Origin of the sequence: Enterococcus sp. DIV2384 (genome assembly GCF_050534975.1) — a bacterium.
Lineage (GTDB): Bacteria > Bacillota > Bacilli > Lactobacillales > Enterococcaceae > Enterococcus > Enterococcus faecalis.
On record NZ_CP172905.1, the window covers coordinates 1,093,844 to 1,120,169 of the forward strand.

Sequence of the window (26,326 nt, forward strand, 5' to 3'; positions counted from 1 at the left end):
GAACTAAAAGCGAGGAGCGATTAGAAGTTGAATAATTTTATGGAAGAACTAAAAGAGGCACTTTATGAATTAAGACAAAGAAAACTGTTAATGATTACCGCTATTGTAGCATTAGTATTAATAATTGGCTCAATCATTTTTATTCCAACGATGCAAAAAAATATTCGAGCTGCTCAAGTTGAATCGTTAGTCGCAGGACCCATCAAATCAGAGAAAGTCAGTGTCTTAGATTACAAAACAGCAGACAAGAAAATCCAAGAAACAGGAGCCATGTCAGTCATGTTTGCTAAACCGTCTGGCAAGCAATACGATCAAATGGTGAAGCTGTTTAATTCAGATAAAATGAATGAATTTCATCGATCGCTGTATATCTATCCGTTAATTTATAATGCTGGCAAAGCACAAGAGCAATACAATGTTAGCGGCGATGAGATCACGCTTGTTTTCTTTGAAAACGGCAAAGAAAAGACACGGACGGTTGTCGAAAAATCTATGGATTTAAAAACACAATTAATACCAGAATTAAATCGATTACCAATGGCTGGCGTTTTGAAAGACCAACAAAAGGCAGCCCAAGAAGCTGAAAAAGAAGCAGCAAAGACCGCTGAAACACAGACGACGACCAGCATGACTGGCGTTGCTCAATCTACTGAAACGACGACAGAAAGCACTGATACAGTACCAGAAACTGGTGAATAATAGCTAGCTATGTTAAACTTAGATTGTAGAAAGTTTTAAGGAATTAGAAAGAGGGGATTTTCGATGGCATTAGTAATTTCAATGACGATTTTAGTAAGTTTATGGCTGATTCAATCGCAAAAACAAGCAGTTAAAGTTCCCGTGAAAATTGAAAGAAACCGAAACAATTAAGTGGTAAATATGCTGAAATAAAGAAAAACGAGCCTCTCATAAGAGTGGCTCGTTTTTAGAAGTAAAAGAAATGCAAGAAAATAAAAACTTTTTCTTGACGAACAAAATCAATATAGTGTAGACTACCTTTAACAACATAACTAGGAGGGAAAATACATGACACAATTATCTAACGTAAAAGAAATGCACCAATCATGGCAAAACTGGCGTAGATAGTTGTATGTATGATTCTTTCATAGATACAACTTTAGAAGACTTATTCTAAAAAGTGTATCTATGCTGGTTATATTCAAGAAGAAAAAACGACCACATAGAGGACCCATCTATGTGGTTTTTGTTTTGCATAAAAACAACGACCACTCCTAAACACTTAGGATAAGTCGTTGTTTTTTTGCTACGAATCACTACGATTGGCACGAAGTGACAGAGTAGATGATGAGTAGTACAAGGTGAACGAAGAGAACGTTGTCCCATTCGTAGAAAAGTGCTCCTGCGATTCTCACCAAAATTGAGATCCTCGTCGCAGCTAAATCCTGACATTTGTAAAAAAGTGTTCCTAGGATTTTGACTAAGCAGAGGATTACGAATCTCAGTTTCACTTTCAACGGAAGAAACGCCCTATAGATAATGGTTTTATTATTAAAAAGAAAAAGTTGCCAAACAAAAGGGCAGTTAGGAGAATGCAAAATGAAAAATAAACGTTTAACGTTTGTCGTGTCTTTATTAGCTATTTATTTAATCGGTGCTTTTTTTGTGAATCAAAAAGTGACGAATTCAAAGAAAGAAACAGTTACTGTAGGGGTTTTGCAGTTTGTCAGTCACCCCGCATTGGACGAAATTTATAAAGGTGTCGAAGAAGGGTTAAAGGAAAATGGCTACGACAAAGGCAAAAACTTAGAAATTATTTTTCAAAATGGTCAAGCCGACCAGAGTAAGTTAGCAATCATGAGTCAACAATTAGTACAAAAAAAGGCAGACGTTTTAATTGGTATCGCCACGCCAGCTGCGCAAGCGTTAGCCAACACTACCCAAGAAATCCCGATCATTTTAGGCGCCATTACGGACCCTGTTAGTGCTGGATTGGTGAAAGACAATCAAAAGCCAGGCGGTAACATCACGGGTGTTAGTGATCAATCACCTTTGTCAGCCCAGATGGATTTACTAAAAGAATTGATACCAGCTGCCAAAAAAATAGGTATTCTCTATGCTTCCTCAGAAGAAAACTCTCGATACCAAGTAGCTGAAGCGCAGAAAGCAGCTGAAGCCAAAGGATTGACAGTGAAAACATATGCTGTGCCATCGAGTAATGAAATTGCACAAACGGTTCAAGTGATGACTAAGGAAACAGATGTGATTTATATACCAACTGATAATACGATTGCTAATGCCATGCAAACGGTAGTCGGAGAAGCAAATCGAACCAAGACGCCGATTATTCCTTCGGTGGATACAATGGTAGAACAAGGCGGTTTAGCAACAGTAGGGATTAATCAACATGCGTTGGGGGTACAAGCCGGCAAAATGGCAGCAGAGGTTCTGTCTGGAAAAAGTCAACCAGCAACTACACCCATTTATACCTTTAATACAGGCGACACAATTATCAATGAAAAACAAGCTCAAAAGTTAGGAATTACGATTCCCGCAGAGTTAGCAAAAAAATCGAAATTGATTAACTAATTATCAAAGAAAGTAGGAGAAGCGATGATTGTTTCAGCAATTGGACAAGGAATGTTATGGGCCTTGTTAGGACTAGGTATCTTTATGACTTATCGTATTTTAAATTTTCCAGATATGACCACAGAAGGTTCATTTCCGTTAGGGGGGGCGGTTTGTGTAACTGCCATTACAACGGGGGTTTCACCATTTGTAGCGACTCTTTTAGGGGTCGGAGCAGGAATGCTTGCCGGTTTAGTGACTGGTTTACTATTTACAAAAGGAAAAATTCCAATTATTTTAGCAGGAATTTTAGTGATGTCTGGTTTAAATTCCGTGATTTTATTTGTGATGAAATCGCCAAATAAGTCTTTATTAAACCAACCGAAGATTCAAGATGTTTTTCAAAAAATGGCCTTACCAGATTATTATGATACTATTTTTTTAGGGATTAGTGTTTTGGCTGTGGTAATGATTTTACTGTTATTTTTCTTTAACACTAGTTTAGGACAAGCCTATATTGCGACAGGTGACAATGAAGAAATGGCTCGCTCGATTGGCATTCAAACGGATCGCATGAAAATTTTAGGATTGGTTTTATCGAATGGCTTGATTGGCTTATCTGGCGCTTTGATTGCCCAAAATGATGGATATGCGGATGTAAGTAAAGGAACCGGCGTCATTGTGATTGGCTTAGCTTCACTCATTATTGGTGAAGTACTGTTTGGAGAATTAACGTTTGGTGAACGGTTGATGGCGATTGTTGTAGGGAGTATTATTTATCAACTATTGATTTTATTAGTGATTAAATTAGGCTTTGATACAACGTATTTGAAAATCTTCTCAGCAGTGATTTTAGCAATCTGTTTAATGATCCCGCAATTAAAAAAAGCATTACGACTACACGGCTTTTCTGATAAGGGGGAAACGAAATGAAACCAGTTGTTGAATTAAAAAATGCGACAAAAATCATTGATAATGGGATGAATGAAAAAAAAGTGATTTTGGATCATGTGAACTTAGCCATTTATCCCGGGGACTTCATTACTGTTTTAGGTGGAAATGGCGCAGGCAAGAGTACGCTATTCAATAGTTTAGCAGGAACTTTGACGCTAACAGAAGGACAATTTTTAATTGAAGGAGTCAATCGCACCAATCTTTCTGAAGTCAAACGGGCCAAATCTCTAGCGCGTGTTTTTCAAGATCCTAAAATGGGGACAGCACCAAGAATGACTGTGGCAGAAAATTTATTGCTTGCCATGAAACGCGGACAAAAACGTCCCTTAACATTACGGAAGATAAATGAGCAACGCGCCTTGTTTACAAAAATCTGCCAAGAAGTTGGCAATGGCTTGGAAAATCATCTGGATACACCGACAGGTAACCTTTCTGGCGGTCAACGCCAAGCCTTAAGTTTATTAATGGCCACTATCACAAAACCAGAATTATTACTTTTAGATGAGCATACTGCTGCCTTAGATCCCAAAACATCCAAGCAGTTGATGCACTTAACGGAACAACGGATTGAAGAAGGGAACTTAACTTGTTTGATGATTACCCATCGAATGGAAGATGCTTTACGATATGGCAATCGTTTAATTGTTTTACAAAAAGGTAAAATTGTTCAAGATTTAAACGCTGCTGAAAAAGCACAATTAACGCTACAAGATTTGTTGCTGTTCTTTGAAGAAGTAGAATAAAAAACAAGCTCGTTTTGTAGTGACCCCAAAAAGTTAGACTTTTTATAGAGTGGATTTTTCCACTCTATTTTTATGCAGTTTTTTGATTGAATTGTCGAAATTCTACTGGGCTTTTCCAGTTAAGTTTTTCCTTGATTCGGTGATGATTGTAATAATAAATGTAGTTCTCAATTGCTTCTCTCAATTCATTTTGACTTTGATAGATTTTTCCATAGTACACTTCTTGTTTTAGGATACTGAAGAAATTCTCCATAGGAGAATTATCTAAACAGGTTCCTTTTCGAGACATACTTTGAAAGATATTGTTGTCCTTTAATGTTTGTATATAGACATTCATTTGATAAGCCCAGCCTTGATCAGAGTGAAAGGTGCGCCGATAGGGACAATCATTTGTTTGAGAAATTGCTTCTTTCAGACCTTCCATAACTGTTTTACCATTTGGTTGAGTAGAAAGGCTATAGCTTAGAATTTCACTATTATACATATCCATAAATGGATCTAAGTATAGTTTTTTCTGACGAAAGATGCCTGCGTTATCTGCTTCAAAGTACTTAAATTCAGTTGTATCAGTTGTAATTTTTTGATGAGGAACAGAGGTTTTAAATCGGCGACGAATCAAATTTTTAGCGATTTTACCAACGGTTCCTTTATAGGAATTATATTTTCTTGATTTCTTAGTAAAAGCTTTGACTTGTAACTTTAACTTTTGTATTAATCGCTGGACTTTCTTTTTATTCACTTGAAATCCACGTCGTTTCAATTCTTGGGTCATCCTTCTATAGCCATAATGTTGATGTTTTTTACGAATCGCTTGAATTTCTTCTTCGATGATTTGTGTTGAAGCTGTTCTGTCGAGGCGTTTTTGCCAGTACATGTAAGTAGATTTTGGAAACCTTAGGGTTTCCAAAATATCTTTTAATCGAAAGTGTCTTCGGAGACTGTGAATGATTCGTGCGATTCGTTCATTTTTTGTTCGTCCTCTAAACGCAGTCTCCTCAATTCTTTTAAATAGGCATTCTCAATTTTTAACATTCTATTTTCTTTTTCTAGTTTCTCTACTTGAGATCGTTCACTTGGTAGTGGTTGGGGTTCATTTCGTTTCTTTTTAGACATGGTAGGTGGACGTCCTTTCTGTTTAGAGAGTCCCTCTATACCAAACTTCTGATACGTTCTAAGCCAATTCGCAATCAATGATGGATTGTTCATTTTTAGAAGATTAGCTACTTCTTGATAGGACAACTCTGTTGTTAAATATAACTCTATCGCATCTAGCTTAAATTGAACAGAGTAATTCTTATTTTTTCGACTGCGAAGTAGGCCTTCTTCACCAAGTTCTTTATAGGCATTTATCCATTTGCTTATTTGAGAACTATCTTTAAACCCATACTTCTTTGCGAGAAACCTTAGACCTCCTTGACCAGATAAGTAGTCATGAACAAGTTTAAGTTTAAATTCAAAACTGTATTTTGCCATACAAAAAAACCTCCAAAAGTTAGATTTCTAGGTCTAACTTTTGGGGGTCGGCTCATTTTCTGAGCTTGTTTTTTTTTATTTTTTGACCAATCGGAAGAGTCGCTTGGGGAAAAAACGTTTGACAATTCGTTCCAGTAACGATGTCACCATAAAGCCCGCTGCGATAGCTGCAGCAGTAAAGACAACTTTTAAAATCAACTGCAACCCGTCATCAATGTTTCCTAACAAAATGCTCCGAACCGCTTGATAGGCAGGGCCTCCTGGCACTAAAGGAACCAAACTAGGAATATAAAAAATAATCATCGGCATTTTTTTGTAACGAGAAAAAAAGATACTAGCGATCCCTAACCCGACCGTTCCTAAAAAGTTTGCAAAGGTTTGACTAGCATCAAAAGTTTGCGTTAAGACATAATAAATCATCCAGCCTGTCATGCCAGTAATACCACAAGCCACCAGTGCTTTACGAGGAATGTTCGTAATAATACCAAACGTCACAGTCGCTAAAAAACTAAAGAGAAGATGAAAAATTAGTTCCATTTGAACACTCCTTACATAAATAATTTAAAAATCAAGGCAATTCCCAGGCCAACAGACCCAGCAATAAAAATAGCTTCTGTCCCTCGCGCCGTCCCGCTGATGAGGTGGCCGGCTAAAATGTCGCGAAAAGAGTTCGTAATCGCCACACCTGGAACTAATGGCATCACCGCACCAATAATAATATTATCGATGTTGACCGCTAAGTGAAAATGCACAGCCAAATAGGCCAACAAACCAATGACAAAAGCGGCTGCGAATGAATCGAGGTAAGGAACTTGGAATAACTTTTGGGTAAAAAGATAACTGGTATACCCAATCACGCCAACAAAAAAAGTTGCAATAAAATCTTGCCAAGTGCCACCAAAAATGTACATCAACGTACAACTAACAATCCCGGCTGCTAACAAGCGTAACGAAATTGAAAAAGTGGGGGTATCTGTTTCTAATAGAGTTAAGCGCTGATAAAGCTCTGGTAGAGTAATCTCTTTTTGTGCAAATTCTCTTGATAATTGATTGACAAGGCTAACTTTTTCCAAATTAATCGAGCGCTGGGGGATGTTTTCTAATTGCGTATAATTACTGGAACGAAAGCCCACGAAAATCCCTGTAGCCGTCGTGTAACAAACGCTCTCTGGCTCGCCAGCATTTGCAGCAATCCGAGTAATTGTATCTTCGGTTCTATATACTTCAGATCCGCTTTCCAGCATAATTTTTCCAGCTAAAATGCATGTATCAATAATTAATTGTTTTCTTTTTTCGCTATTAACCAAAGGAATGGCTCCTTTCATTTCGAGTTCACTTTTAGTGTATCATTTTTTTTAAGAACTGTACGCAATTTAAAACAGAGATAGAAAAAAAGTGTGATTTTTTACAAAAATGAAACGAATCTTAAGAATAAATGAAAACAAATAAGGAATTAGTAAAAATTATGGGTTAGTTGTAAGAATCTAGGATCTTTCCTTGCATTTTAGTAGGAAACATCCTATCCTAAACATAGAAAAACAAAGGGGTCAATAAAAATGGACAACCAATGGTTACTCTACGGAATTAGCAGTGTTGTATTAATTATTTTAATCAGAAGAACAATCCTATCAGGAAACATCGTATTAAGTTGTTTGTTGGGAGCGATTTTGCTGATTCAAGTAGTGGGAGTAGCTCTCTGTGCACAGCAGAAAAAGAAAAATGAACATACAAAAGAACTACCTTCTTCTAAAGTACATCAATAGAAGAAGGTAGTTTTCTCTTATAGTAAATCAAATTTTTTCAAGCCATTAACAATGCCATTCTCAGTATTTTTAGTTGAAATAAAGGTGGCTTTTTCTTTTAGTTCTTCTCGCGCATTACCCATGGCAATTCCATAATCACAGGCCTCAAACAGCGCCAAATCATTGATGCCATCACCAAAGGCATAAGTGGGAATGCCGTTTAATCCCAAGGTGTTAAAAAGATTTTTGACACCAGAGCCTTTAGAGACCCCTTTACGAACAATATCTATTGAAAAAGGACCATTGCGATAAAAGGTTAATTCAGGAAATCGCTCATAGTAATATTCATCATCATCGCCATGTTGACTTAAGACCAACATCATGTTGACGGCATCATTCTCATAACCTGTGGGATCAATTTCTGGAACAGCTGAATGAATATAGTCATAGGCTTGTTTCACTGTGCCAGTATGCCCTGTACAAAAAATACGGCGCTCATTGTAAAAAGCCAATTCATGACCACGATGTTTGACATGTTCATGCAGTGAAACACATTCCTCTGTTGTAAATTCATCTGAATAAATCGTTTTTCCTTCATAATGAATAAATTGCCCGTTCATTACAATCGCTGAGTCAATGCCACTGGCTTTCATAATTGGCTGAATCTCACACAAGGTCCGTCCTGTCGCAATTAAAGGTAAAATTTGATTGTCTTTCAAGGCCGCCACTGCTGCGGTAATCTCAGGAGTTATTTGCGATGTTCCATCTAACAAAGTTCCATCTAAATCAAAAAAAGTAATAGCTTTCATTTTATCCATACCCTAACATCCTCTCTACGCTTGTTATTTTAACAAACTTTTCTGAAAAGACAATGGGTTCCTTTCGTTTTCTTTAAAAGAGCAGGAAAAAAAGTGATTTTTGATGGTTCTGTAAAGGATTTTTGAAGAAATATAGAATCGGTTGGTACAAATTCAATTTTAGAGTATACTACAATAGAGCAGTTTTATGAAAAGTGAATAAGGAGTGAATGAAATGAATATATTAATGATTGAAGACAATGAATCCGTCTCAGAAATGATGCAAATGTTTTTCTTAAATGAAGGGTGGGAAGCTACCTTTAAAGATGATGGCAAAGAAGGATTGGCGACTTTTCTTGCTTCGCCAGAAAAATGGGACATGATTACGTTAGACTTAAACTTACCTAGTATGGATGGGATGGCTGTTTGTCGTGAAATTCGCAAAGTTTCAGCCAATGTTCCCATTATTATGTTGACCGCTCGTGATTCTGAAAGTGACCAAGTAATTGGCCTTGAAATGGGTGCGGATGATTATGTGACAAAACCATTTAGTCCATTAACTTTGATTGCACGGATGAAAGCTCTACATCGTCGTGCCGAGGTGGCAGAGGCTGCGCATGATACGTCTGAGAATACAGATGAAACGTTTGATGTGATTACGGATCATTTTAAAATGAATACGAAAACACGAGAAACATATTTAGATAATCAATTAATTGAAGGCTTAACACCTAAAGAATTTGATTTGCTATACACTTTAGCAAAAAAACCACGCCAAGTCTTTTCACGCGAACAACTACTAGAATTGGTTTGGGACTATCAATACTTTGGCGATGAACGGACAGTTGATGCCCATATCAAAAAATTACGACAAAAAATTGAAAAAGTGGGTCCTCAAGTCATCCAAACGGTTTGGGGCGTAGGGTATAAATTCGACGATTCAGGTGTTGCTTAATGAAGTATTTGTATCAACAATTACTTGCTTTTATAGGTGTGATTGCTCTGATTATTCTCATTGTCGGAACGTCTTTCACACAATTGACCAAGCGCACAATGCAAGAAAATAACTATGAACAGCTATATGGTTATGCAGAATCGGCTTTAGAAACACGTGACTTTTTTATTAATGTCGCAGGCGTTTCGGATCGAGATGTTTTATCCTATTCATTTCAGTTGACTGAACGTGTACTCCAGAAGCAAGATGTGCAATTTGTGTTTATTAACAAGGACCGCGAAGTGCAGTACCCACCAGTTGATAGCACAAAAAAATTAGACTTTTCCTTAATCGATAAAAATTGGGATCAAATCATGAAAGGCAATCGTGTTTATGCAACAGAAAACATTGATATTTACGGGGCCCGAAATACTTCGTCCTATGTAATGTTACCGGTGTATGCATCAAATCAGTCTTCTGATAAAAAAGTGATTATTGGTTCACTCGTTATTACACAACCTGCCAAAAACGTTGACCGAAGTGTTCAGTCAGTGACACAAAACTTGATTAAAGGCTTTATTTTTTCTGGTGTGATTGCCTTGTTACTAAGCTATCTATTTGCGACTTTCCAAGTGAAACGAATTAATCGGATGCGTAAAGCCACCAAAGAAATCACTAGTGGAAATTTTGATATTCAATTACCAGTCCATGACAAAGATGAATTTGATGACCTAGCAGAAGATTTTAATAAAATGGCTGCGTCTTTAAAAGAATCACAAGAAGAAATCAATCGGCAAGAAGAGCGCCGTCGTCAATTTATGGCGGATGCCTCTCATGAAATGCGGACGCCTTTAACAACTATTAATGGCTTGTTAGAGGGATTGCAGTATAATGCTATTCCTGAAAATCAAAAAGAGAATGCGATTAAACTGATGCAAAATGAGACCGCTCGCTTGATACGCTTAGTCAATGAAAATCTTGATTATGAAAAAATTCGGACCAACCAGATTCAAATTGTTGTGAAGAAGTTCAACGGAACAGAAGCTTTAGAAAATATTGTGACTCAACTAACGGCCAAAGCTGAAGCCGCCGGTAATCAATTGTATTTAGACACCACCGAACCAATTGATGTGTATGCCGATTATGATCGTTTCGTGCAAGTTGTTGTCAATATTGTTCAAAATGCCATCCAATTTACTGAAAATGGTGAAATTCATATTGCTTTAGAAAAAGGCTATTTAGAAACCATTGTCCGTATTTCTGATACAGGAATCGGCATGACGGAAGAGCAAATTCTGAATATCTGGGATCGTTATTACAAAGTAGATCCATCCCGTAAAAATACGAAATATGGAGAATCAGGATTAGGCTTACCAATCGTTCAACAATTGGTCCGCTTGCATAAAGGAAAAATCAATGTTGAGAGTGAACTTGGTAAAGGCACCACGTTTATTATTTCATTTCCTGATGTTGAAATCACTGAAAACTAAAGAAAACGTCTGGTCACAATCAGTGCCAGACGTTTTTTTAGTTTAATAACGCATGTAGAGACAGGGGGTGCACATAGGGACTATCAATAATTTGTGGATCTTTTGTCAGAAATAGCAAGCGCTTGTTTCTTTTTTGAACTGCTATTTTTAATTGAGGTAAAATTTCTTGACGTTGTCCAATCGTTAATGAAGAAAAGATGTCATCAATCACTAACGTACTTGTTTTTGAAAGCAAAAGTTGTATTATGCGCATTTTAATTTTTTCAAAAGTCGTAAAAGAAGTAAAGGAACGACCAAGTAAGGCAGGTTCTAATTGGAACACCTGGAAAGCTTCGGCTAGAACTACTTTTCGATCCCGTTCTTTGATCGTACTAGCGATAAATAAATTTTCTTCTAATGGCAAGTAGGGCAGAAAGGTTTCACTAGAAGAAAGCCTAGTAATGGTTAGTTGGTTTGTTTGGAAAAAATCGGCCAATGCGAGTTCTTGTTCTGGAGCAGAATAAATGATTCCATAAACTTCTCGCAAAGCTAACGCGTCGAATGAGGATTTTTTTTCGGTTGTTTTTTTGAATGATGGTGTGACATTCATAGAAAATCCCTCCCTTATTTCTGATGTGTACGTAAATAAAGCAACGTGAAAGGAGTCCCGCAAACAAGAGGAATACCAAGCAAGATTAAGCAGTTAACAAAGCAGTTACGGATTGTATAAAGTGACTGCATACTTTTAAAATCAAAAGAAAACGCTTGGATCGTTTGAATCCCTAAATGCTGGATATTTGTAATCGTGACATCCTGGTCGGTACTTTTAGCTAAAAATGCTGGAGGTTCCAAATGAGACCACTGTAAAATAGCATCACGAGCAGCCCAAAGAACAGTATTATACGTTTCTTGAAACATTAAAGTGAAAAGTAAAAAACTGAAAATTCCTAATAGAGCCGGTAAACATAACTCTAGTAAGAGCTGTTTGGTGACATACATATTTGAAAAGTGCATGTGATACCATGTATGTATTTCTTCCTTTTTTATGCGTAATGTCACATACATCAACAGAAGAAAAGTAACACCAAAGAAAATGACACTACCTAGATAGAGGTGCCAATAGTATTGGATCAGTTGGTAATGGTAACTAGTTTGTTTTTCAATATCGACAAAGTCTGGCATCGTTCGTAAAAACTCTTTTTCAAAATCAATTAAGTTAAACAGCCCAGTCAATAAGAAAGAGAACAGGAAGAAGAAGAGTGCGGTGATTAACGTGATTTTTTTATGATAAAAACTACTAGCTGTAGCGTAACGGACACTTCTCATCAACTTTCACCTCTCTAAACTATCTTTAGTATAGTGAAATAATATGAATTAATTATGAAAAAGTAGCAAAAAAGCTTGAGCAAATTGCTCAAGCTTTTTGAAGATTTATTTACCCGTTTTTTGATAGCCTTGATAACTGTCAGTGTGATATTCATCAACGGTTGATTTATTATTGTTTTTACTGTAAACACTCGTTGATTTTTCACCTTTTTCTTTTTCAATTGCTTCCAGTTGTTGCAATTGGTTCTTGTAATCATAGTCTTCTGGGTTAACTGGTTTTAAGCCGCTATTGGTATAGAAACGAAGCAAGTCACCGTTAGTAATTTGGTCAGACGTTTCTAATTGTTTCGTCGCTTTGGCTTTTAAATCAGCGACTTCTTTCTTAACTTCTTCGGTTGGCTCTGTAATTAAAGTGCCTGTTTTAGTATCGTAAATGCTAGAACCTAAAATAGTATATTTAGGTGTTACAACATTGCCGTTGCGGAAAGCAACGATTTGATTGTGTTGTTTAGAGAATAAATCTTGGCCTAACTGAATGTAGTTTTTCGTATCGACACCAAGCAAGTGTAGAAGGGTTGGTAAGGCATCAACTTGGCCGCCATACGTATGGTTCACACCGCCATTTTCTTGACCAGGAACGTGAATCATATAAGGAACACGTTGCATATTGGCGTTGTCAAAATCGTTCCAATCTGCTTTGGTTTTACCTACTAACTCTGCTAAGTTTTGGTTTCTTGAATTAGAAACCCCATAGTGATCGCCATAAAGAACAATGACTGAGTTTTCATAGAGACCTGAAGATTTCAAGTAGTTAAAGAATTCTTCGACCGCTTTATCTAAATAATTCGCTGTTGCAAAGTAACCATTAATTGTTTCGTCAGAGGTTTTTGCAATTGGGAATCCTGCTTCATCGTTTGTAAATTGAGAATAAGGATAATGATTGGACACAGCAATAAATTTAGAATAGAACGGTTGTTGTAAATGTTCTAAATATTGAACGGATTGATTAAAGAATGGTTTATCGTGTAACCCATATTGGAATGAGTTATCTGAATTAACATCATAATAACTAGCATCAAAGAAATAGTCATAGCCTAAACGTTTATAGGTTTCATTTCGATTCCAGAAGTTACCGGCATTTCCGTGGAAAGCAGCGCTAGTGTAACCTTGCGTTTGTTTTAAAATATCGGGTGCTGCTTCAAACGTATTTTTGCCACCAACTTGTGTAAAGAGTGAACCTTGGTCTAAACCAAATAGTGAATTTTCAAGTAACGTTTCGGCATCACTTGTTTTTCCTTGACCAACTTGGTGGAAGAAGTTATCAAAGCTAAAGGTACTTTTACTATTGTAAAGACTATTGATAAATGGTGTGACTTCGTGTTCTACGCCATTTTCATCTTTTAATTTGTAATTAACTAAAAATTGTTGGAAACTTTCTAAATGGATATAAATTACATTTTTGCCTTTTGCAATACCAAACTTACTATCATCGGGTGCCGCATATTGTTGTTTCACGTAATCTTCAACTTGTTTCATATCGTTAGCACTGGCTTCGGCACGGACTTGGTTTGTTTGGTAAGTCGTAATGCCATCGTACACGGTAAAGGCATTTAAGCCTAAGAATTTCACGATATAGTCACGAGAGAATTGACGTCCTAATAATTGGGGACGTTCTGTTTCAGCCATAAATAGATTGAATAAGAAAAAGACAACAGAAAGGAGTGTGACAGAGACTGCTACACGTGCGCGGACTGGACGCGCATCTGTTTTAATTTTTTTCGTTAATAATAATACGCCAATAATAATGAAGTCTAAGAAATAAATGACGTCATAAGGTCTAAAGAGACGTAAGGCACTTTCGCCAAGACCGCTAGCTACTTTGCCAGCACCAAGCATCGTATTAACTGTGATGAAGTCAGTAAATTCTCGATAATACACGACATTTGAGAAGAGCAGTAAACTCATCAAGAAGTAAATAATCATCATTGTAATATAAGAAGCTTTTTTACGGCGAACATACAAAGCGATGGCTAATAAAAAGACCGTTGTGGCAATTGGATTAATTAAGAGTATGAAGTACTCGTTAATATTTTCCAAACGTAAATGGAAATCAACGGCGTACGCAAAGAGGTTTTTTAGCCACAGTAAGATGGCGATTAGCGAGAATAACCCCAGTCGCGTGTTCAAAATATTTGTTTTAAATAATTTTTTCAAAATAAACGTCCTTTCTAAACGATGATTCTATAAAAGTAAAATTAGGTAAATTTCGTATTTTACAATATCGCTTTAATTTTACTCTTTCACAAATTTTATGTCAATTCTTACCGAAGTGAGGAATGGTGATGTTAAAGAAAACTTACTATTTCCTTAAACTTTTTAGTTCGTTAAATGACGTGAAGCTTGAATCCTTTAAAGACAGATGGACCTTTTTTTGCTATACTAGATAGGACTTTGAAAAGTAGGTGTACAGAATGAAACTTCAAGTAACTAAAAAAGCAGAACATAAATTTAAAAAAGGATATCCTTTAATTCAAAAAGAAGATTTGCAACAAGTGCCAGCACCGTTGCCAACAGATTGGCTTACTTTGATTGATAGTAAAGGCCAGCGTTTAGCTGAAGGATATTTAGGCGAACAAAATAAAGGAATTGGTTGGTTGCTGTCATGGCATGGACCAATTAATCAATCTTTTTTTCAACAACTCTTTGAAATAAGTCGTGAGAAGCGGACGTCTTTTGAAAAGGATTCGCTAACAACCGCGTATCGATTATTTAATGGAGAAGGGGATGGCATTGGGGGTCTAATCATCGATCGCTATGCAGATTACGCCGTTTTTTCATGGTATAATGAAACCCTTTATCAGAAAAAAGCCGAACTTTTGACGGCGTTTCGCACAGTTTACCCTGACATTATTGGTGCCTACGAAAAGATTCGCTTTTCCACAAAAAATTTACCCGAATCACAGTTTTTGTATGGCGAACAAGCACCCGAGCCATTACTTGTCACTGAAAATGGCGTTCAATTTGCTACCTATTTAAACGAAGGATTAATGACAGGCATCTTTTTAGATCAAAAAGAAGTTCGTGGTCGATTAGTAGATGGTTTTGCAGTAGGTAAAACAGTCTTAAATATGTTTAGTTACACAGGTGCTTTTTCAGTAGCTGCCGCTATGGGGGGTGCCGTGGCCACCACTAGTGTGGATTTAGCTAAACGAAGCTTACCGAAAACGACTGAGCAATTTGAAGTCAATCATTTAAATCTTGCCCCGCAAAAGATTATTGTCATGGATGTTTTTGACTACTTTAAATATGCTTCACGTAAAGGCTTGAGTTATGACATGATCATTTTGGATCCGCCAAGTTTTGCTCGCAACAAAAAGAAAGTTTTTTCCGTTGCTAAAAATTATGGGGAGCTAGTGAAAGATTCTATTGATATTTTAACGGATAAGGGAACGCTTATTGCCTCAACCAATGCGGCAAATTTATCCTTAGCCAAATATCAAAAAATGGTGATTACTGCCTTGCAAGAGAAAAATGTCCGTTACAAGATTACGGACACGTATCAATTACCGGCAGACTTTCAAGTGAATCCTAATTTTCCAGAAGGTAATTACTTAAAAGTCCTGTTTATCGAAATTGAAAAATAATTTTTTACACCAAGCAAAAGTCCCAGCGCCGCTAATCGGTATTGGGACTTTTGCTTGGTGTTTATTTTATAGTAACTTTTGGGCTTTTTGAGTGTTTGCAAAATGCAGCTTCGCGTAGTTTGCTAATAAGTCTAGGCCGCCTTTTTTCAAAATACGGGCGGCTACTTGGTCTGATTTGCTGCCAGCACCAGAGGGCACAGAGAAACCCAATTCTGCAGATTCTTTGTCTAACTCTTCTAAAAAAGCAGCGCGGCTAATAATAGAGGCGGCAGCAACGGCAACATGATACTGCTCTCCTTTAGTGACGAAGAACAATTTTTCAGTGACTTGATTTTTTTCATTACGAACATATTTCCGATAATTATTTTCAGGGGTGAACTGGTCAATTAAAATCCCTTCTGGCTTTGTGGGAGCCAATTCTTGTAGCAACAGATAAATCGCTTGGTTATGCAAAGCGACTTTCATGTGTACAGCATTGTAGTTTGGTTGGATCTGATTGTATTTTTTGGGTTCAACGATTAATAACTTGTAAGGAATCAGTTCTTTAATGACATGTGACAATTGAATAATTTGTGGGTCGGTTAATTCTTTGGAATCACGAACACCCAATGCTTTTAGTTTGCTAATCATGCTTTTGTCAACATAGGCAGCACAGACAGTTACTGGACCAAAATAGCTACCATTACCGACTTCATCGGAACCTATCACAGACCAGTTGCCAAAATCAGCAGGCAGTGTAGTAGTCTGGGGAGAAATTTTTTTCTTTGGTGTGGTATTCGTTCCTTCCCAACGAGCGGCCTCTTTTTCAGCTTGAGGTCCCTGAAACATGACTTTACCTGATTGATAAGCAGTGATGGTAGTGGTACCAACCTTGGCCACAAAGACAGTATAAGGGACCGTTTTATTTAAACGATTGGGTTGATAAACAGTGGTCATCTCTGCTAATGTTTTTTTACTAACTTTAATTACGTGATTCTGTGCCATCAATTGTTCCTCATTTCTTGATATTTCTTCTTTACTATAGTAAAGGAAAAACAAGTAAATGAAAAGGTTTTGCGTTAGCTTGTTCCTGAAAATGATAATGTTTAGGAAATGTATAATTTTTTTCTATAGTTGGGCGCTAGTTGTTATCTAAATTTTTATTCAGTGCTATACTGTGGGAGAGAAGGAGACGATGAAAGAGTCGACTAGAACAAGGGGTGATGTGTTTGAGAAGAAAAAAAGAAATGCAAGAAAATGAACCAATAGCAGTGACTGCTAACGCGGAACGCTATTATCCAGAAGATAAACAAGGCTTGACGGCCGCACAAGTTGAAGAAAGACAGCGAAAAGGCTTAGTCAATGCCGCCGTCGATACAGAGTTTATCACAACGAAACAGATTGTTATTAATAACGTATTTACGTATTTCAACTTAATTTTTGTGGTACTAGGTGTGTTATTAATGCTGGTACAATCTTATAAAAATATGACCTTTTTGCCAGTAGTAATCATTAATACGGTCATTGGAATTTACCAAGAAATTAAGTCGAAGAAAGTATTAGATAGCTTAAATATTCTAAACGCTACAAAAGTAACCGTTGTAAGGGATGGCCAAGAACAAGAAATTTCGCCAGATGAACTGGTTTTGGATGATGTGGTGCTCTTTAAATCGGGTGAACAGATTTCTGGGGATGCAATTGTCTTATCTGGTGAAGTCCGTGTGAATGAATCCTTGTTAACTGGGGAATCTGATGAGATTACCAAAGTAGCAGATAGCCAACTTTTGTCAGGTAGCTTTATTGTGTCAGGTTCTTGTTATGCAAGAATTGATAAAATTGGCGCTGAGGCCTATGTTCATCAATTAACGCTTGAAGCGAAGTCAATTAAAAAAGGGGAACAATCAGAGATGGTTGGTTCCATTAACCGTTTGGTGAAATGGGTAGGAATTATTATTATCCCGATCGGCTGTGTTCTATTTTTCCAAAGTTATTTCATCAACCATCAAGGGCTTCATGACAGCATTGTCTCCATGGAAGCTGCCTTGATTGGGATGATTCCGGAAGGGTTGTACCTTTTAACAACCGTTGCATTAGCTGCCAGCACAATGCGCTTAGCGAAGCGCGGCGTTTTATTGCACAACATGAAAAGTATCGAATCCTTAGCACGTGTTGATGTGTTATGTGTAGATAAAACAGGAACAATTACTGAAAACACGATGGAAGTCCAAGAGTTGGTTCCTGTGGTGAGTATCGAAAATGATGGTACAGACTTAACCAATGTCGAAAAATTAATTGGCGATTTTTGCCGAACAATGTCAGCTGACAACGATACGATGAAAGCGATGAAAGAATTTTTTGTTACTAATAATCAGAGGGAAGCCGTTAGCTATACCTCGTTTTCGTCTGTCGAAAAATTTAGTAGCGTGACTTTCCCAGAAGCGACGTATATTCTTGGGGCGCCAGAGATGATTTTGAGAGACAATTATGAAATGTATCAATCTGAAGTGGAACATTATACAAGTCAAGGCTATCGCTTATTGGTGTTCGGAAAGTATTTAGGAGAATTTCAGGAAACGTTGACAGCAGAGGTTCAACCTCTAGGCTACATTCTTCTTTGGAATCCGATTCGTAAAGAAGCCAAAGCAACTTTTGAATATTTCGCTGAACAAAATGTGGCCATTAAGGTCATTTCTGGCGATAATCCTTTAACAGTATCCAATGTAGCACAAGCGGCAGGCATTATTGGTGCTGAAAATTACGTGGATGCGCGAACATTAACTACAATGGAAGCCCAGACAGAAGCCTTAGAAAAATACACCGTTTTTGGTCGTGTCACGCCAGAACAAAAGAAACAATTTGTGCTATTGTTGAAAAAATTAGATCATACAGTGGCGATGACAGGGGATGGAGTCAATGATATTTTAGCCATGAAAGAAGCAGATTGTAGTATTGCCATGGCTTCAGGAAATCAAGCTACAGCACAAGCCTCGCAAGTTGTGTTGTTGGATTCTGATTTTTCAACGATGCCGGAGGTTGTCTTTGAAGGCCGCCAAGTAGTTAATAACATTGAACGCTCTTCAAGTTTATTCCTTGTAAAAAATATTTTCTCCTTGCTAATGTCTGTCTTTGCTATGATTTTTGCCGTGACATATCCTTTACAACCGACACAAGTCACATTGATTAGTTTATTTACAATTGGGATTCCTTCGACATTTCTAGCTTTGGAACCAAATCATCGTCGCATTGAAGGGAAATTTCTTTTCAATGTGTTATCAAAAGCAATTCCTGGTGGGTTAACGGATATGTTAGTAGTCGGTGCCTTACTAATTTGTGGTGATATTCTTGCACTTCAAAAAACGGACATTTCAACGACTGCAACATTGTTGCTAGTTTCAGTCGGCTTTATGGTTCTTTATAAAATTAGTTCACCAATGAATCGTTACCGCAAGCGCGTAATGATTGGCTGTTTAATCGGAATGGTTATTACAAGTATTTCCATGAAAAACTTGTTCTCGTTAACTTCGGTATCGCCAACAGCCTTGTTACTTTTAGCCATTCTTTTCTTTGCAGCAGACTCAACTTTCCAACATTTATCAACCATTTCTGAAAAAGTTCAATTATGGTTTTATAAGAAAAGACATTAGGAGCAAAACACCGAGCCAAAATTATTTTGGTTCGGTGTTTTTTGTTTTTTATTGTTGAGAAAAATAAAAACACTTGTACCTAGTTAATCCTTGATAGTATAAACCTAACCAATTATTTTAGGTAGGAAGGATTGAATAAAAATGAAAAAAAGAAGTTTTGTCTATTGGGGAATGTTTTTCATTCTTTTGTCGACGCTGATAACGCCTTTTCTGAAACTTGAAACAGGATATGCGCAAACGGAACCAACTAGTACCAGTGAAACCAATCAAATTTCTGCTACGCCAAATGTAGTGCCGCGTAAACAAGTGGGCAACATTGTGTCAGCGATTCAACTAACGGACAAAGAGGGAAACCCGCTTGGGACCATTAATCAATATACAGACATCTACCTCCGAATTGAGTTCAACTTACCGGATAATACCGTTAATAGTGGGGATACGAGTGTGATTACTTTACCCGAAGAGCTACGTCTCGAGAAAAATATGACCTTTAATGTAGTAGATGATACAGGTGCTGTGGTTGCAATTGCACAGACCGATGTAGCAAATAAAACGGTCACGTTAACGTATACAGATTACGTAGAAAACCATGCCAATATTAGTGGGTCTTTATATTTTACAAGTTTGATTGATTTCGAAAATGTCGAAAATGAATCCAAGATTCCTATTTACGTCACGGTTGAAGGGGAAAAAATATTTGCTGGCGATCTTGATTACCAAGGTGAAGGCGATGATGTTAACGAAAAATTTAGCAAGTATTCATGGTTTATCGAAGACGATCCAACCGAAATTTACAATGTGCTACGGATTAATCCAACAGGGCAAACGTATACTGATTTAGAAGTAGAAGATGTGCTAAAAACAGAAAGTTTAAGTTATATGAAAGACACTATGAAAATTGAACGAGGACAATGGACACTGGATGGAAATGCTATTTGGCAGTTCACGCCAGAGGAAGATATAACTGGTCAGTTGGCTGTCCAGTATGGTCCTGGTGACCGCAATTTTTCGGTGCATTTTGGCAATATTGGAACCAACGAATATCGTATCACTTATAAAACCAAAATCAATCATCTTCCCGAAAAAGGTGAAACCTTCACAAATTATGCAAAATTAACAGAAAATCAAACGGTGGTGGAAGAAGTCGAAGTGAGTCGTGTCTCACAAACGGGTGGTGGAGAAGCTAATGGTGAACAATATGTTGTTGAAATCCATAAAGAAGATGAAGCGGGCCAGCGTTTAGCAGGTGCAGAATTTGAACTCATTCGAAACTCAACCAATCAAACAGTGGCCAAAATCACAACAGATCAAAACGGAACAGCGATTGTTAAAGGCTTGTTAAAAGATAACTATACTTTAGTAGAAACCAAAGCACCTATTGGTTACCAACTTTCGCAAAACAAGATTCCAATAACGCCTGAAGACTTTGGTAAAAACTTAGTTGCACTGAAAACTGTTGTGAATCATAAGATTTCATATCAACCAGTCGCTGCTTCATTTTTAGCTGGAAAAGTTCTTTTAGGAAAACCACTGAAGGATGCTGAATTTCAATTTGAATTGTTAGATGAGAAAGGCACAGTACTAGAAACGGTTGGTAACGATACTTTAGGGAAAATTCAATTTTCGCCATTAACCTTTGAAACTCCTGGAAACTATCAATACACCATTCGGGAAGTAAACACGCAACAGGCAGGTGTTTCCTACGATACGCACAACCTTCAAGTTCAAGTAACCGTCGAGGCGCTTTTAGGAAATCTTGTGGCGACTATTCAGTATGATGGAGGTCAAGTATTTACTAATCACTATACGCCAGAAAAACCTATAGAAAGTACCACGCCACCAACGAGTGGGACAACAGATACTACCACGAATTCAACCACAGAAACTACTTCAATAACCATTGAAAAACAGGCGATTCGTAATAAGGAATTGCCAAAAACAGGAGAAACAAAAGAAAACGCGTTTCTTTTCTTAGGTAGCCTTCTTTTGATTCAAGGAGTATTTATCTATTTTAAAACGAAAAAATAATCGCTTAGATAGTTTCAGTAATCGAGACAAAATGTGCAAATTTCGAGAGGTTTAGCTTGTTCATTTGAGTTTGGAGTGGTTCTGTGCTATACTATCTTTAGCGTAATGATACTAGTTGGGAGTGAGCGGATTTCTGCTCACTCTTTTTGATGGAAAAGTCATCAGGACACGGTTCGTTACATCAATCTCGAAGGAGGCGAAAATTTTGAGTAGTGCTGTGGAAACTGTAACAAAGTTAGTCACACCAATCTTAGAAGAACAAAATTTTGAACTTGTGGAAGTAGAGTTTGTTAAGGAAGGAAAAAATTGGTTTTTACGAGTATTTATCGATAAAGAAGGTGGCATTGATATTGAGGAATGTGCCTTTGTCAGCGAAAAATTAAGTGAAAAACTAGATGCAATGGATCCAGATCCAATTCCGCAAGCGTACTTTCTGGAAGTTTCTTCTCCGGGAGCAGAACGTCCGTTAAAGAAAGAAAGCGATTATGAACAAGCGGTAGGCAAGTACATTCATATTTCTCTTTATCAAGCAGTTGATGGAGAAAAACAGATTGAGGGTACCTTAGTCCATCTTGATTCAGAACAATTAACATTAAGTGTAAAAATTAAAACCAGAGTGAAGGAAATGACTTTTGAACGTAAAAATATCGCAAAAGCTCGTTTAGCCATTCAATTTTAATCAACAGACTCGAATGTAAAAAAGGGTCCACTAAAAGTTTTACTTTTAGCTAGGCCTGTGACAAGTTTTAACGAGAAGTTTTTCCCTTGGAAGAAGAACCACTCGTTCAGCTTTAACGAATCCATAGGAGGAAAAGAAAAACAATGAGCAAAGAAATGTTAAATGCATTAGACGTATTAGAAGCTGAAAAAGGGATTCCTAAAGATACGGTGATTGAAGCGTTACAAGCAGCTTTAGTTTCTGCATATAAAAGACATTATGGACAAGCAAGCAACGTCGAAGTTGAATTTGAACCAAAAAAAGGCAATATTCACGTGTATGCTGTCAAAGAAGTAACAGAAGAAGTATTTGATTCACAATTGGAAGTTTCATTAAAAGATGCCGTTGCATTAAATGGTGCATATGAAATCGGCGACAAAATTCGTTTTGAAGTTACGCCAAAAGACTTTGGCCGCATTGCTGCCCAAACAGCAAAGCAAGTAATTTTACAACGTGTCCGTGAAGCAGAAAGAACAATTATTTATAATGAATTTAGCGAATACGAAAATGACATCATGCAAGGAATTGTTGAACGTCAAGATCGTCGTTATATCTATGTAAACTTAGGTAAAATCGAAGCAGTCTTATCAAAACAAGATCAAATGCCAAATGAATTTTACCAACCGCATGATCGGATTAAAGTTTACGTATCACGTGTTGAAAACACATCAAAAGGCCCACAAGTTTTTGTAAGCCGTAGCCATCCAGATTTACTAAAACGTCTTTTTGAACAAGAAATTCCAGAAGTTTATGATGGAATTGTTGAAATCGTAAGCGTCGCTCGTGAAGCTGGCGATCGTTCAAAAGTAGCCGTTCGTTCAACAGATCCTAATATTGACCCAGTGGGTACCTGTGTTGGTCCAAAAGGCCAACGTGTCCAAGCGATTGTGAATGAATTAAAAGGCGAAAATATGGATATTGTGGAATGGAACGAAGATCCAGCTATTTATATTAGTAATGCCTTGAATCCAGCTCAAGTATTAGATGTTATTTTTGATCCAGAAAATAGCAAAGCATGTACAGTTGTTGTACCTGATTATCAATTGTCATTAGCAATTGGTAAACGTGGTCAAAATGCGCGCTTAGCTGCTAAATTAACGGGCCATAAAATTGATATCAAATCAGAATCTGATATGGCTGAATTTTATGAACAACAAGCCAATCAAGAAGTTGCCGAAGTGGCAGAAGAAATGGATGAAGCAATTATCCATTCAGATATGACGGCAGATGATTACGAAAACTTGGCTGCTGAAGAAGCAGTTGTTGAAGCAGAAATTACAGAAGAATTACCTGAACAAGAATAACGTTTTTGGAGGGTGAAAAAATGAAAAAGAGAAAAATTCCAATGCGTAAATCGGTTGTTTCAGGCGAAATGAAACCGAAAAAAGAATTAGTCAGAATCACTCGCTCCAAAGAAGGCGAAGTGGCCTTAGATCCAACTGGTAAATTACCTGGACGTGGCGCTTACGTTGATTTGGATCCTGCGGAAGTCCAAAAAGCTTGGGATAAAAAAATTCTTGATCGTGTCTTAGAAACAAAATTAAGTGATGAATTTTATCAAGAACTATTGGATTATGTAACACATCAAAAAGCCCGCAAAGAGTTGTTTGGCGATGGAAAATAAAACCAAAATTTTGAACCTTTTAGGTTTAGCAATGCGCGCCGGTAAATTAGTCACAGGCGAGGAATTAACCCTTAAAGATATTCGTGCAAACAAAGCGAAATTTGTGTTTGTTGCGCAAGATGCCAGTGAGAATACTAGAAAGAAAATCAAGGACAAAAGTTCTTATTATAATGTTCCTGTTAGCGAACTGTTCAGTCAATTCGAGCTCAGCCAAGCGATTGGGCGACCACGAATGGTTATCGGAGTAACTGATGCAGGATTTGCCACCAAAATCAAGGAATTACTAAAAGGTTAGGAAGGTGATTGCATGGGAAAAAAAAGAATTTATGAACTAGCAAAAGAAATGAATAAAGCAAGCAAAGACGTTGTCGATAAAGCGCATCAATTAGGTATGGATGTTAAAAACCATATGGGCGCAATTAGTTCCGAGCAAGAAACAAAGCTTCGTCAAGCATTCGGAGGAGGAAGTACCGTAAATACTCAATCAAAAGCAACAAACAACCAAAAGCAACAAACAACACAAAATAAACCAGCCAATAAGAAACCAATGAACAATAAACCTGGTGAACAAAGAAATAACCAAAATCGTCCAAACAATCAATCAACGAATGGACAACAAAGAAACAACAACAACCAAAATCGTCACGGCCAAAGCAACACACAAAACCGTAGCAATCAAACAAATACAAACAATCAAAACCGCAATACCCAAAACAATAACGGTTCTACAACGAATCAAAATCGGACCAGCCAAAATAACAATGGCGGGAACAACCAAAACCGTGGCGGCCAAAACCGTAACAACAATTTTGGTGGCGGTCAAAATCGTAATAACCGGAATAACTTTAATAACCAAAACCGCAATCGTTTCAACAAAAAAGGGAAAAAAGGCAAACATCAACAAGAATCAGCGAAGCCAGCAGTACCAGCACGTAAATTCCGTGAATTACCAGATGTTTTAGAATATACAGAAGGTATGAACGTGGCGGATATTGCGAAAAAAATCCACCGCGAACCAGCGGAAATCATCAAAAAATTATTTATGATGGGTGTCATGGTTAACCAAAACCAAGCCTTAGATAAAGATACAATTGAATTATTAGCTGTGGACTATGGCATGGAACCGCAAGAAAAAGTTCAAGTTGATATTGCGGACATTGATAAATTCTTCGAACCAGAAGCAGTTGTTGAAGAAAACTTAACTACACGTCCCCCTGTTGTCACAATCATGGGACACGTAGACCACGGGAAAACAACATTATTAGATACATTGCGCCATTCTCGTGTGACTTCAGGTGAAGCAGGCGGTATCACGCAGCATATTGGTGCCTATCAGTTAGATATTGATGGCAAACCAATTACGTTCTTAGATACACCAGGACATGCGGCCTTTACAAGTATGCGCGCGCGTGGTGCCAGCATCACTGATATTACCATCTTAGTTGTTGCAGCGGACGATGGAGTAATGCCACAAACAATCGAGGCGATTAACCATGCCAAAGCGGCAAAAGTGCCGATTATTGTAGCAGTTAACAAAATTGATAAGCCTGGTGCAAATCCTGATCATGTGAAACAAGAATTAAGTGAACATGAATTAATTCCTGAAGAATGGGGCGGAGATACGATTTTCGTCAATATTTCAGCGAAATTCAATCAAAACATTGATGAGCTATTGGAAAATATTTTATTGATTGCTGAAGTAGAAGACTTAAAAGCTGATCCAACGCAAAAAGCAATTGGAACAGTGATTGAAGCGCGCTTAGATAAAGGTAAAGGTCCGGTTGCGACATTACTCGTTCAACAAGGAACTTTACATGTTGGTGATCCAATCGTTGTTGGTAATACTTACGGACGTGTTCGTGTGATGACCAATGACATGGGCCGCCGTGATAAAGAAGCAGGACCCGCAACTCCTGTAGAAATTACCGGATTAAATGATGTTCCTCAAGCGGGTGATCGTTTTGTGGTCTTTGAAGATGAAAAAACAGCACGTCAAGCAGGGGAAGAACGGGCTAAACGTGCGTTGCTTGAACAACGTTCAGCAAGTAGCCGTGTGACATTGGATAACTTATTTGAAAGCCTAAAAGAAGGCGAATTAAAAGAAGTTAATATCATTGTCAAAGCAGACGTACAAGGATCTGCCGAAGCCGTTTCAGCAAGTTTACAAAAAATTGATGTAGAAGGCGTTCGTGTGAAAATTGTTCACGCGGCAGTTGGGGCCATCAATGAAAGCGACGTAACTTTAGCCGCAGCAAGTAATGCGATTATTATCGGCTTTAACGTTCGCCCAACACCACAAGCGAAACAACAAGCAGAACAAGAAGAAGTTGATATTCGTTTACACCGTATTATCTATAAAGCCCTAGAAGAAATCGAAACAGCGATGAAAGGGTTATTAGATCCAGAATTTGAAGAAAAAATTACGGGTCAAATGACGGTTCGTGAATTGTACAAAGTATCTAAAGTTGGCACAATCGCTGGCTGTTATGTTACAGAAGGCTTTATTCGCCGCGATAGTGGCGTGCGTGTCATTCGTGATGGTATTGTTATTTATGAAGGTAAATTAGCAAGCTTGAAACGCTTTAAAGATGACGTGAAAGAAGTCAAACTTGGTTTTGAATGTGGCGCTATGATTGAAAACTTCAATGATTTACGTGTAGATGATGCGATTGAAGGCTTCATTATGGAAGAAATCAAACAATAATTTTAGTAATTGGAGGAAGAC

The 26,326-nt window shown here is 37.5% G+C and carries 22 protein-coding genes and 1 pseudogene; 15 read left to right on the forward strand and 8 right to left on the reverse strand.

Features of this window, described 5'->3' with window-relative positions; all coding sequences use genetic code 11:
- Positions 1 to 39: 39 nt before the first annotated feature.
- From IGK54_RS05420 to IGK54_RS05435, 4 genes are all read left to right on the forward strand, one after another.
- Positions 40 to 699: a hypothetical protein gene (locus tag IGK54_RS05420; protein ID WP_002390132.1), complete on the forward strand. Its 660-nt coding sequence runs from the start codon at positions 40 to 42 to the stop codon at positions 697 to 699.
- 858 nt (positions 700 to 1,557) lie between these two features.
- Entirely contained in the window at positions 1,558 to 2,547 is a 990-nt protein-coding gene (gene trpX / locus IGK54_RS05425) for a tryptophan ABC transporter substrate-binding protein (protein ID WP_002391629.1), read from the forward strand.
- 24 nt (positions 2,548 to 2,571) lie between these two features.
- Positions 2,572 to 3,459, forward strand: a complete 888-nt coding sequence (locus tag IGK54_RS05430; RefSeq protein ID WP_002357879.1) for an ABC transporter permease — start codon at positions 2,572 to 2,574, stop codon at positions 3,457 to 3,459.
- Positions 3,456 to 4,223 (forward strand): ABC transporter ATP-binding protein, encoded by a 768-nt coding sequence (locus tag IGK54_RS05435; RefSeq protein WP_002357878.1) that lies wholly within the window; start codon positions 3,456 to 3,458, stop codon positions 4,221 to 4,223. The genes IGK54_RS05430 and IGK54_RS05435 overlap by 4 nt, the downstream gene beginning before the upstream one ends.
- Positions 4,224 to 4,293: 70 nt before the next feature.
- On the opposite strand, the pseudogene IGK54_RS05440 reads toward IGK54_RS05435, so the two are convergent.
- The 3 genes and pseudogenes from IGK54_RS05440 to IGK54_RS05450 form a co-directional block, all read right to left on the reverse strand.
- Positions 4,294 to 5,696 (reverse strand): annotated as a pseudogene (locus IGK54_RS05440) (IS3 family transposase).
- A 75-nt stretch (positions 5,697 to 5,771) separates the two neighbouring features.
- On the reverse strand, positions 5,772 to 6,233 hold the full coding sequence (locus IGK54_RS05445) for a threonine/serine exporter family protein (RefSeq protein WP_002357877.1): 462 nt from the start codon (positions 6,231 to 6,233) through the stop codon (positions 5,772 to 5,774).
- An 11-nt stretch (positions 6,234 to 6,244) separates the two neighbouring features.
- Positions 6,245 to 7,021 carry a threonine/serine exporter family protein gene (locus IGK54_RS05450; protein ID WP_002382216.1) on the reverse strand — a complete coding sequence of 259 codons (777 nt, stop codon included), beginning with the start codon at positions 7,019 to 7,021 and terminating at the stop codon, positions 6,245 to 6,247.
- 231 nt (positions 7,022 to 7,252) lie between these two features.
- On the opposite strand from IGK54_RS05450, the gene IGK54_RS05455 reads away from it, so the two are divergent.
- Positions 7,253 to 7,459: a hypothetical protein gene (locus tag IGK54_RS05455; RefSeq protein ID WP_002357875.1), complete on the forward strand. Its 207-nt coding sequence runs from the start codon at positions 7,253 to 7,255 to the stop codon at positions 7,457 to 7,459.
- 17 nt (positions 7,460 to 7,476) lie between these two features.
- Here IGK54_RS05455 and IGK54_RS05460 read toward each other — a convergent pair whose 3' ends face one another.
- Complete coding sequence (locus IGK54_RS05460) at positions 7,477 to 8,256, reverse strand: Cof-type HAD-IIB family hydrolase (RefSeq protein WP_002369540.1); 780 nt, start codon at positions 8,254 to 8,256, stop codon at positions 7,477 to 7,479.
- Between the two features lie 214 nt (positions 8,257 to 8,470).
- Here IGK54_RS05460 and IGK54_RS05465 point away from each other — a divergent pair, with 214 nt between their 5' ends.
- The gene (locus tag IGK54_RS05465; RefSeq protein WP_002381953.1) at positions 8,471 to 9,190 is read left to right on the forward strand and encodes a response regulator transcription factor; all 720 of its coding nucleotides are present in this window, start codon (positions 8,471 to 8,473) and stop codon (positions 9,188 to 9,190) included.
- A complete protein-coding gene (locus IGK54_RS05470) occupies positions 9,190 to 10,659 on the forward strand; it encodes a sensor histidine kinase (protein ID WP_002357872.1) in 1,470 nt (489 codons plus the stop codon). Before IGK54_RS05465 ends, IGK54_RS05470 begins: the two co-directional genes overlap by 1 nt.
- Positions 10,660 to 10,696: 37 nt before the next feature.
- Here the strand turns inward: IGK54_RS05470 and IGK54_RS05475 are convergent, their stop codons facing one another.
- The 3 genes from IGK54_RS05475 to IGK54_RS05485 all read right to left on the reverse strand — a co-directional run bounded on the left by IGK54_RS05475 (position 10,697) and on the right by IGK54_RS05485 (position 14,178).
- Positions 10,697 to 11,248, reverse strand: coding sequence for a hypothetical protein (locus IGK54_RS05475; RefSeq protein ID WP_002360506.1), 552 nt, complete (start codon positions 11,246 to 11,248; stop codon positions 10,697 to 10,699).
- Positions 11,249 to 11,262: 14 nt separating this feature from the next.
- Complete coding sequence (locus IGK54_RS05480; RefSeq protein ID WP_002369538.1) at positions 11,263 to 11,964, reverse strand: hypothetical protein; 702 nt, start codon at positions 11,962 to 11,964, stop codon at positions 11,263 to 11,265.
- A 105-nt stretch (positions 11,965 to 12,069) separates the two neighbouring features.
- Positions 12,070 to 14,178: an LTA synthase family protein gene (locus IGK54_RS05485; RefSeq protein ID WP_002357869.1), complete on the reverse strand. Its 2,109-nt coding sequence runs from the start codon at positions 14,176 to 14,178 to the stop codon at positions 12,070 to 12,072.
- 257 nt (positions 14,179 to 14,435) lie between these two features.
- Between IGK54_RS05485 and IGK54_RS05490 the strand changes: the two genes are divergently transcribed.
- The gene (locus IGK54_RS05490) at positions 14,436 to 15,608 is read left to right on the forward strand and encodes a class I SAM-dependent rRNA methyltransferase (protein ID WP_002377725.1); all 1,173 of its coding nucleotides are present in this window, start codon (positions 14,436 to 14,438) and stop codon (positions 15,606 to 15,608) included.
- 66 nt (positions 15,609 to 15,674) lie between these two features.
- On the opposite strand, the gene rnhC is transcribed toward IGK54_RS05490, so the two are convergent.
- Positions 15,675 to 16,592 (reverse strand): ribonuclease HIII, encoded by a 918-nt coding sequence (gene rnhC / locus IGK54_RS05495; protein ID WP_241408318.1) that lies wholly within the window; start codon positions 16,590 to 16,592, stop codon positions 15,675 to 15,677.
- Positions 16,593 to 16,810: 218 nt separating this feature from the next.
- Here rnhC and IGK54_RS05500 point away from each other — a divergent pair, with 218 nt between their 5' ends.
- From IGK54_RS05500 to infB, 7 genes are all read left to right on the forward strand, one after another.
- On the forward strand, positions 16,811 to 19,231 hold the full coding sequence (locus IGK54_RS05500) for a cation-translocating P-type ATPase (RefSeq protein ID WP_002393199.1): 2,421 nt from the start codon (positions 16,811 to 16,813) through the stop codon (positions 19,229 to 19,231).
- A 141-nt stretch (positions 19,232 to 19,372) separates the two neighbouring features.
- Positions 19,373 to 21,259: an Ig-like domain-containing protein gene (locus tag IGK54_RS05505; RefSeq protein WP_142957204.1), complete on the forward strand. Its 1,887-nt coding sequence runs from the start codon at positions 19,373 to 19,375 to the stop codon at positions 21,257 to 21,259.
- Positions 21,260 to 21,464: 205 nt separating this feature from the next.
- Positions 21,465 to 21,938 carry a ribosome maturation factor RimP gene (gene rimP / locus IGK54_RS05510; protein WP_002357863.1) on the forward strand — a complete coding sequence of 158 codons (474 nt, stop codon included), beginning with the start codon at positions 21,465 to 21,467 and terminating at the stop codon, positions 21,936 to 21,938.
- Between the two features lie 143 nt (positions 21,939 to 22,081).
- Positions 22,082 to 23,281 carry a transcription termination factor NusA gene (gene nusA / locus IGK54_RS05515; protein WP_002357862.1) on the forward strand — a complete coding sequence of 400 codons (1,200 nt, stop codon included), beginning with the start codon at positions 22,082 to 22,084 and terminating at the stop codon, positions 23,279 to 23,281.
- A gap of 20 nt (positions 23,282 to 23,301) precedes the next feature.
- Entirely contained in the window at positions 23,302 to 23,601 is a 300-nt protein-coding gene (rnpM, locus tag IGK54_RS05520; protein ID WP_002363794.1) for an RNase P modulator RnpM, read from the forward strand.
- The gene (locus IGK54_RS05525) at positions 23,591 to 23,896 is read left to right on the forward strand and encodes a YlxQ-related RNA-binding protein (protein ID WP_002357860.1); all 306 of its coding nucleotides are present in this window, start codon (positions 23,591 to 23,593) and stop codon (positions 23,894 to 23,896) included. The genes rnpM and IGK54_RS05525 overlap by 11 nt, the downstream gene beginning before the upstream one ends.
- Before the next feature lie 12 nt (positions 23,897 to 23,908).
- Positions 23,909 to 26,305 carry a translation initiation factor IF-2 gene (gene infB, locus IGK54_RS05530; protein WP_002357859.1) on the forward strand — a complete coding sequence of 799 codons (2,397 nt, stop codon included), beginning with the start codon at positions 23,909 to 23,911 and terminating at the stop codon, positions 26,303 to 26,305.
- Positions 26,306 to 26,326 lie beyond the last annotated feature (21 nt).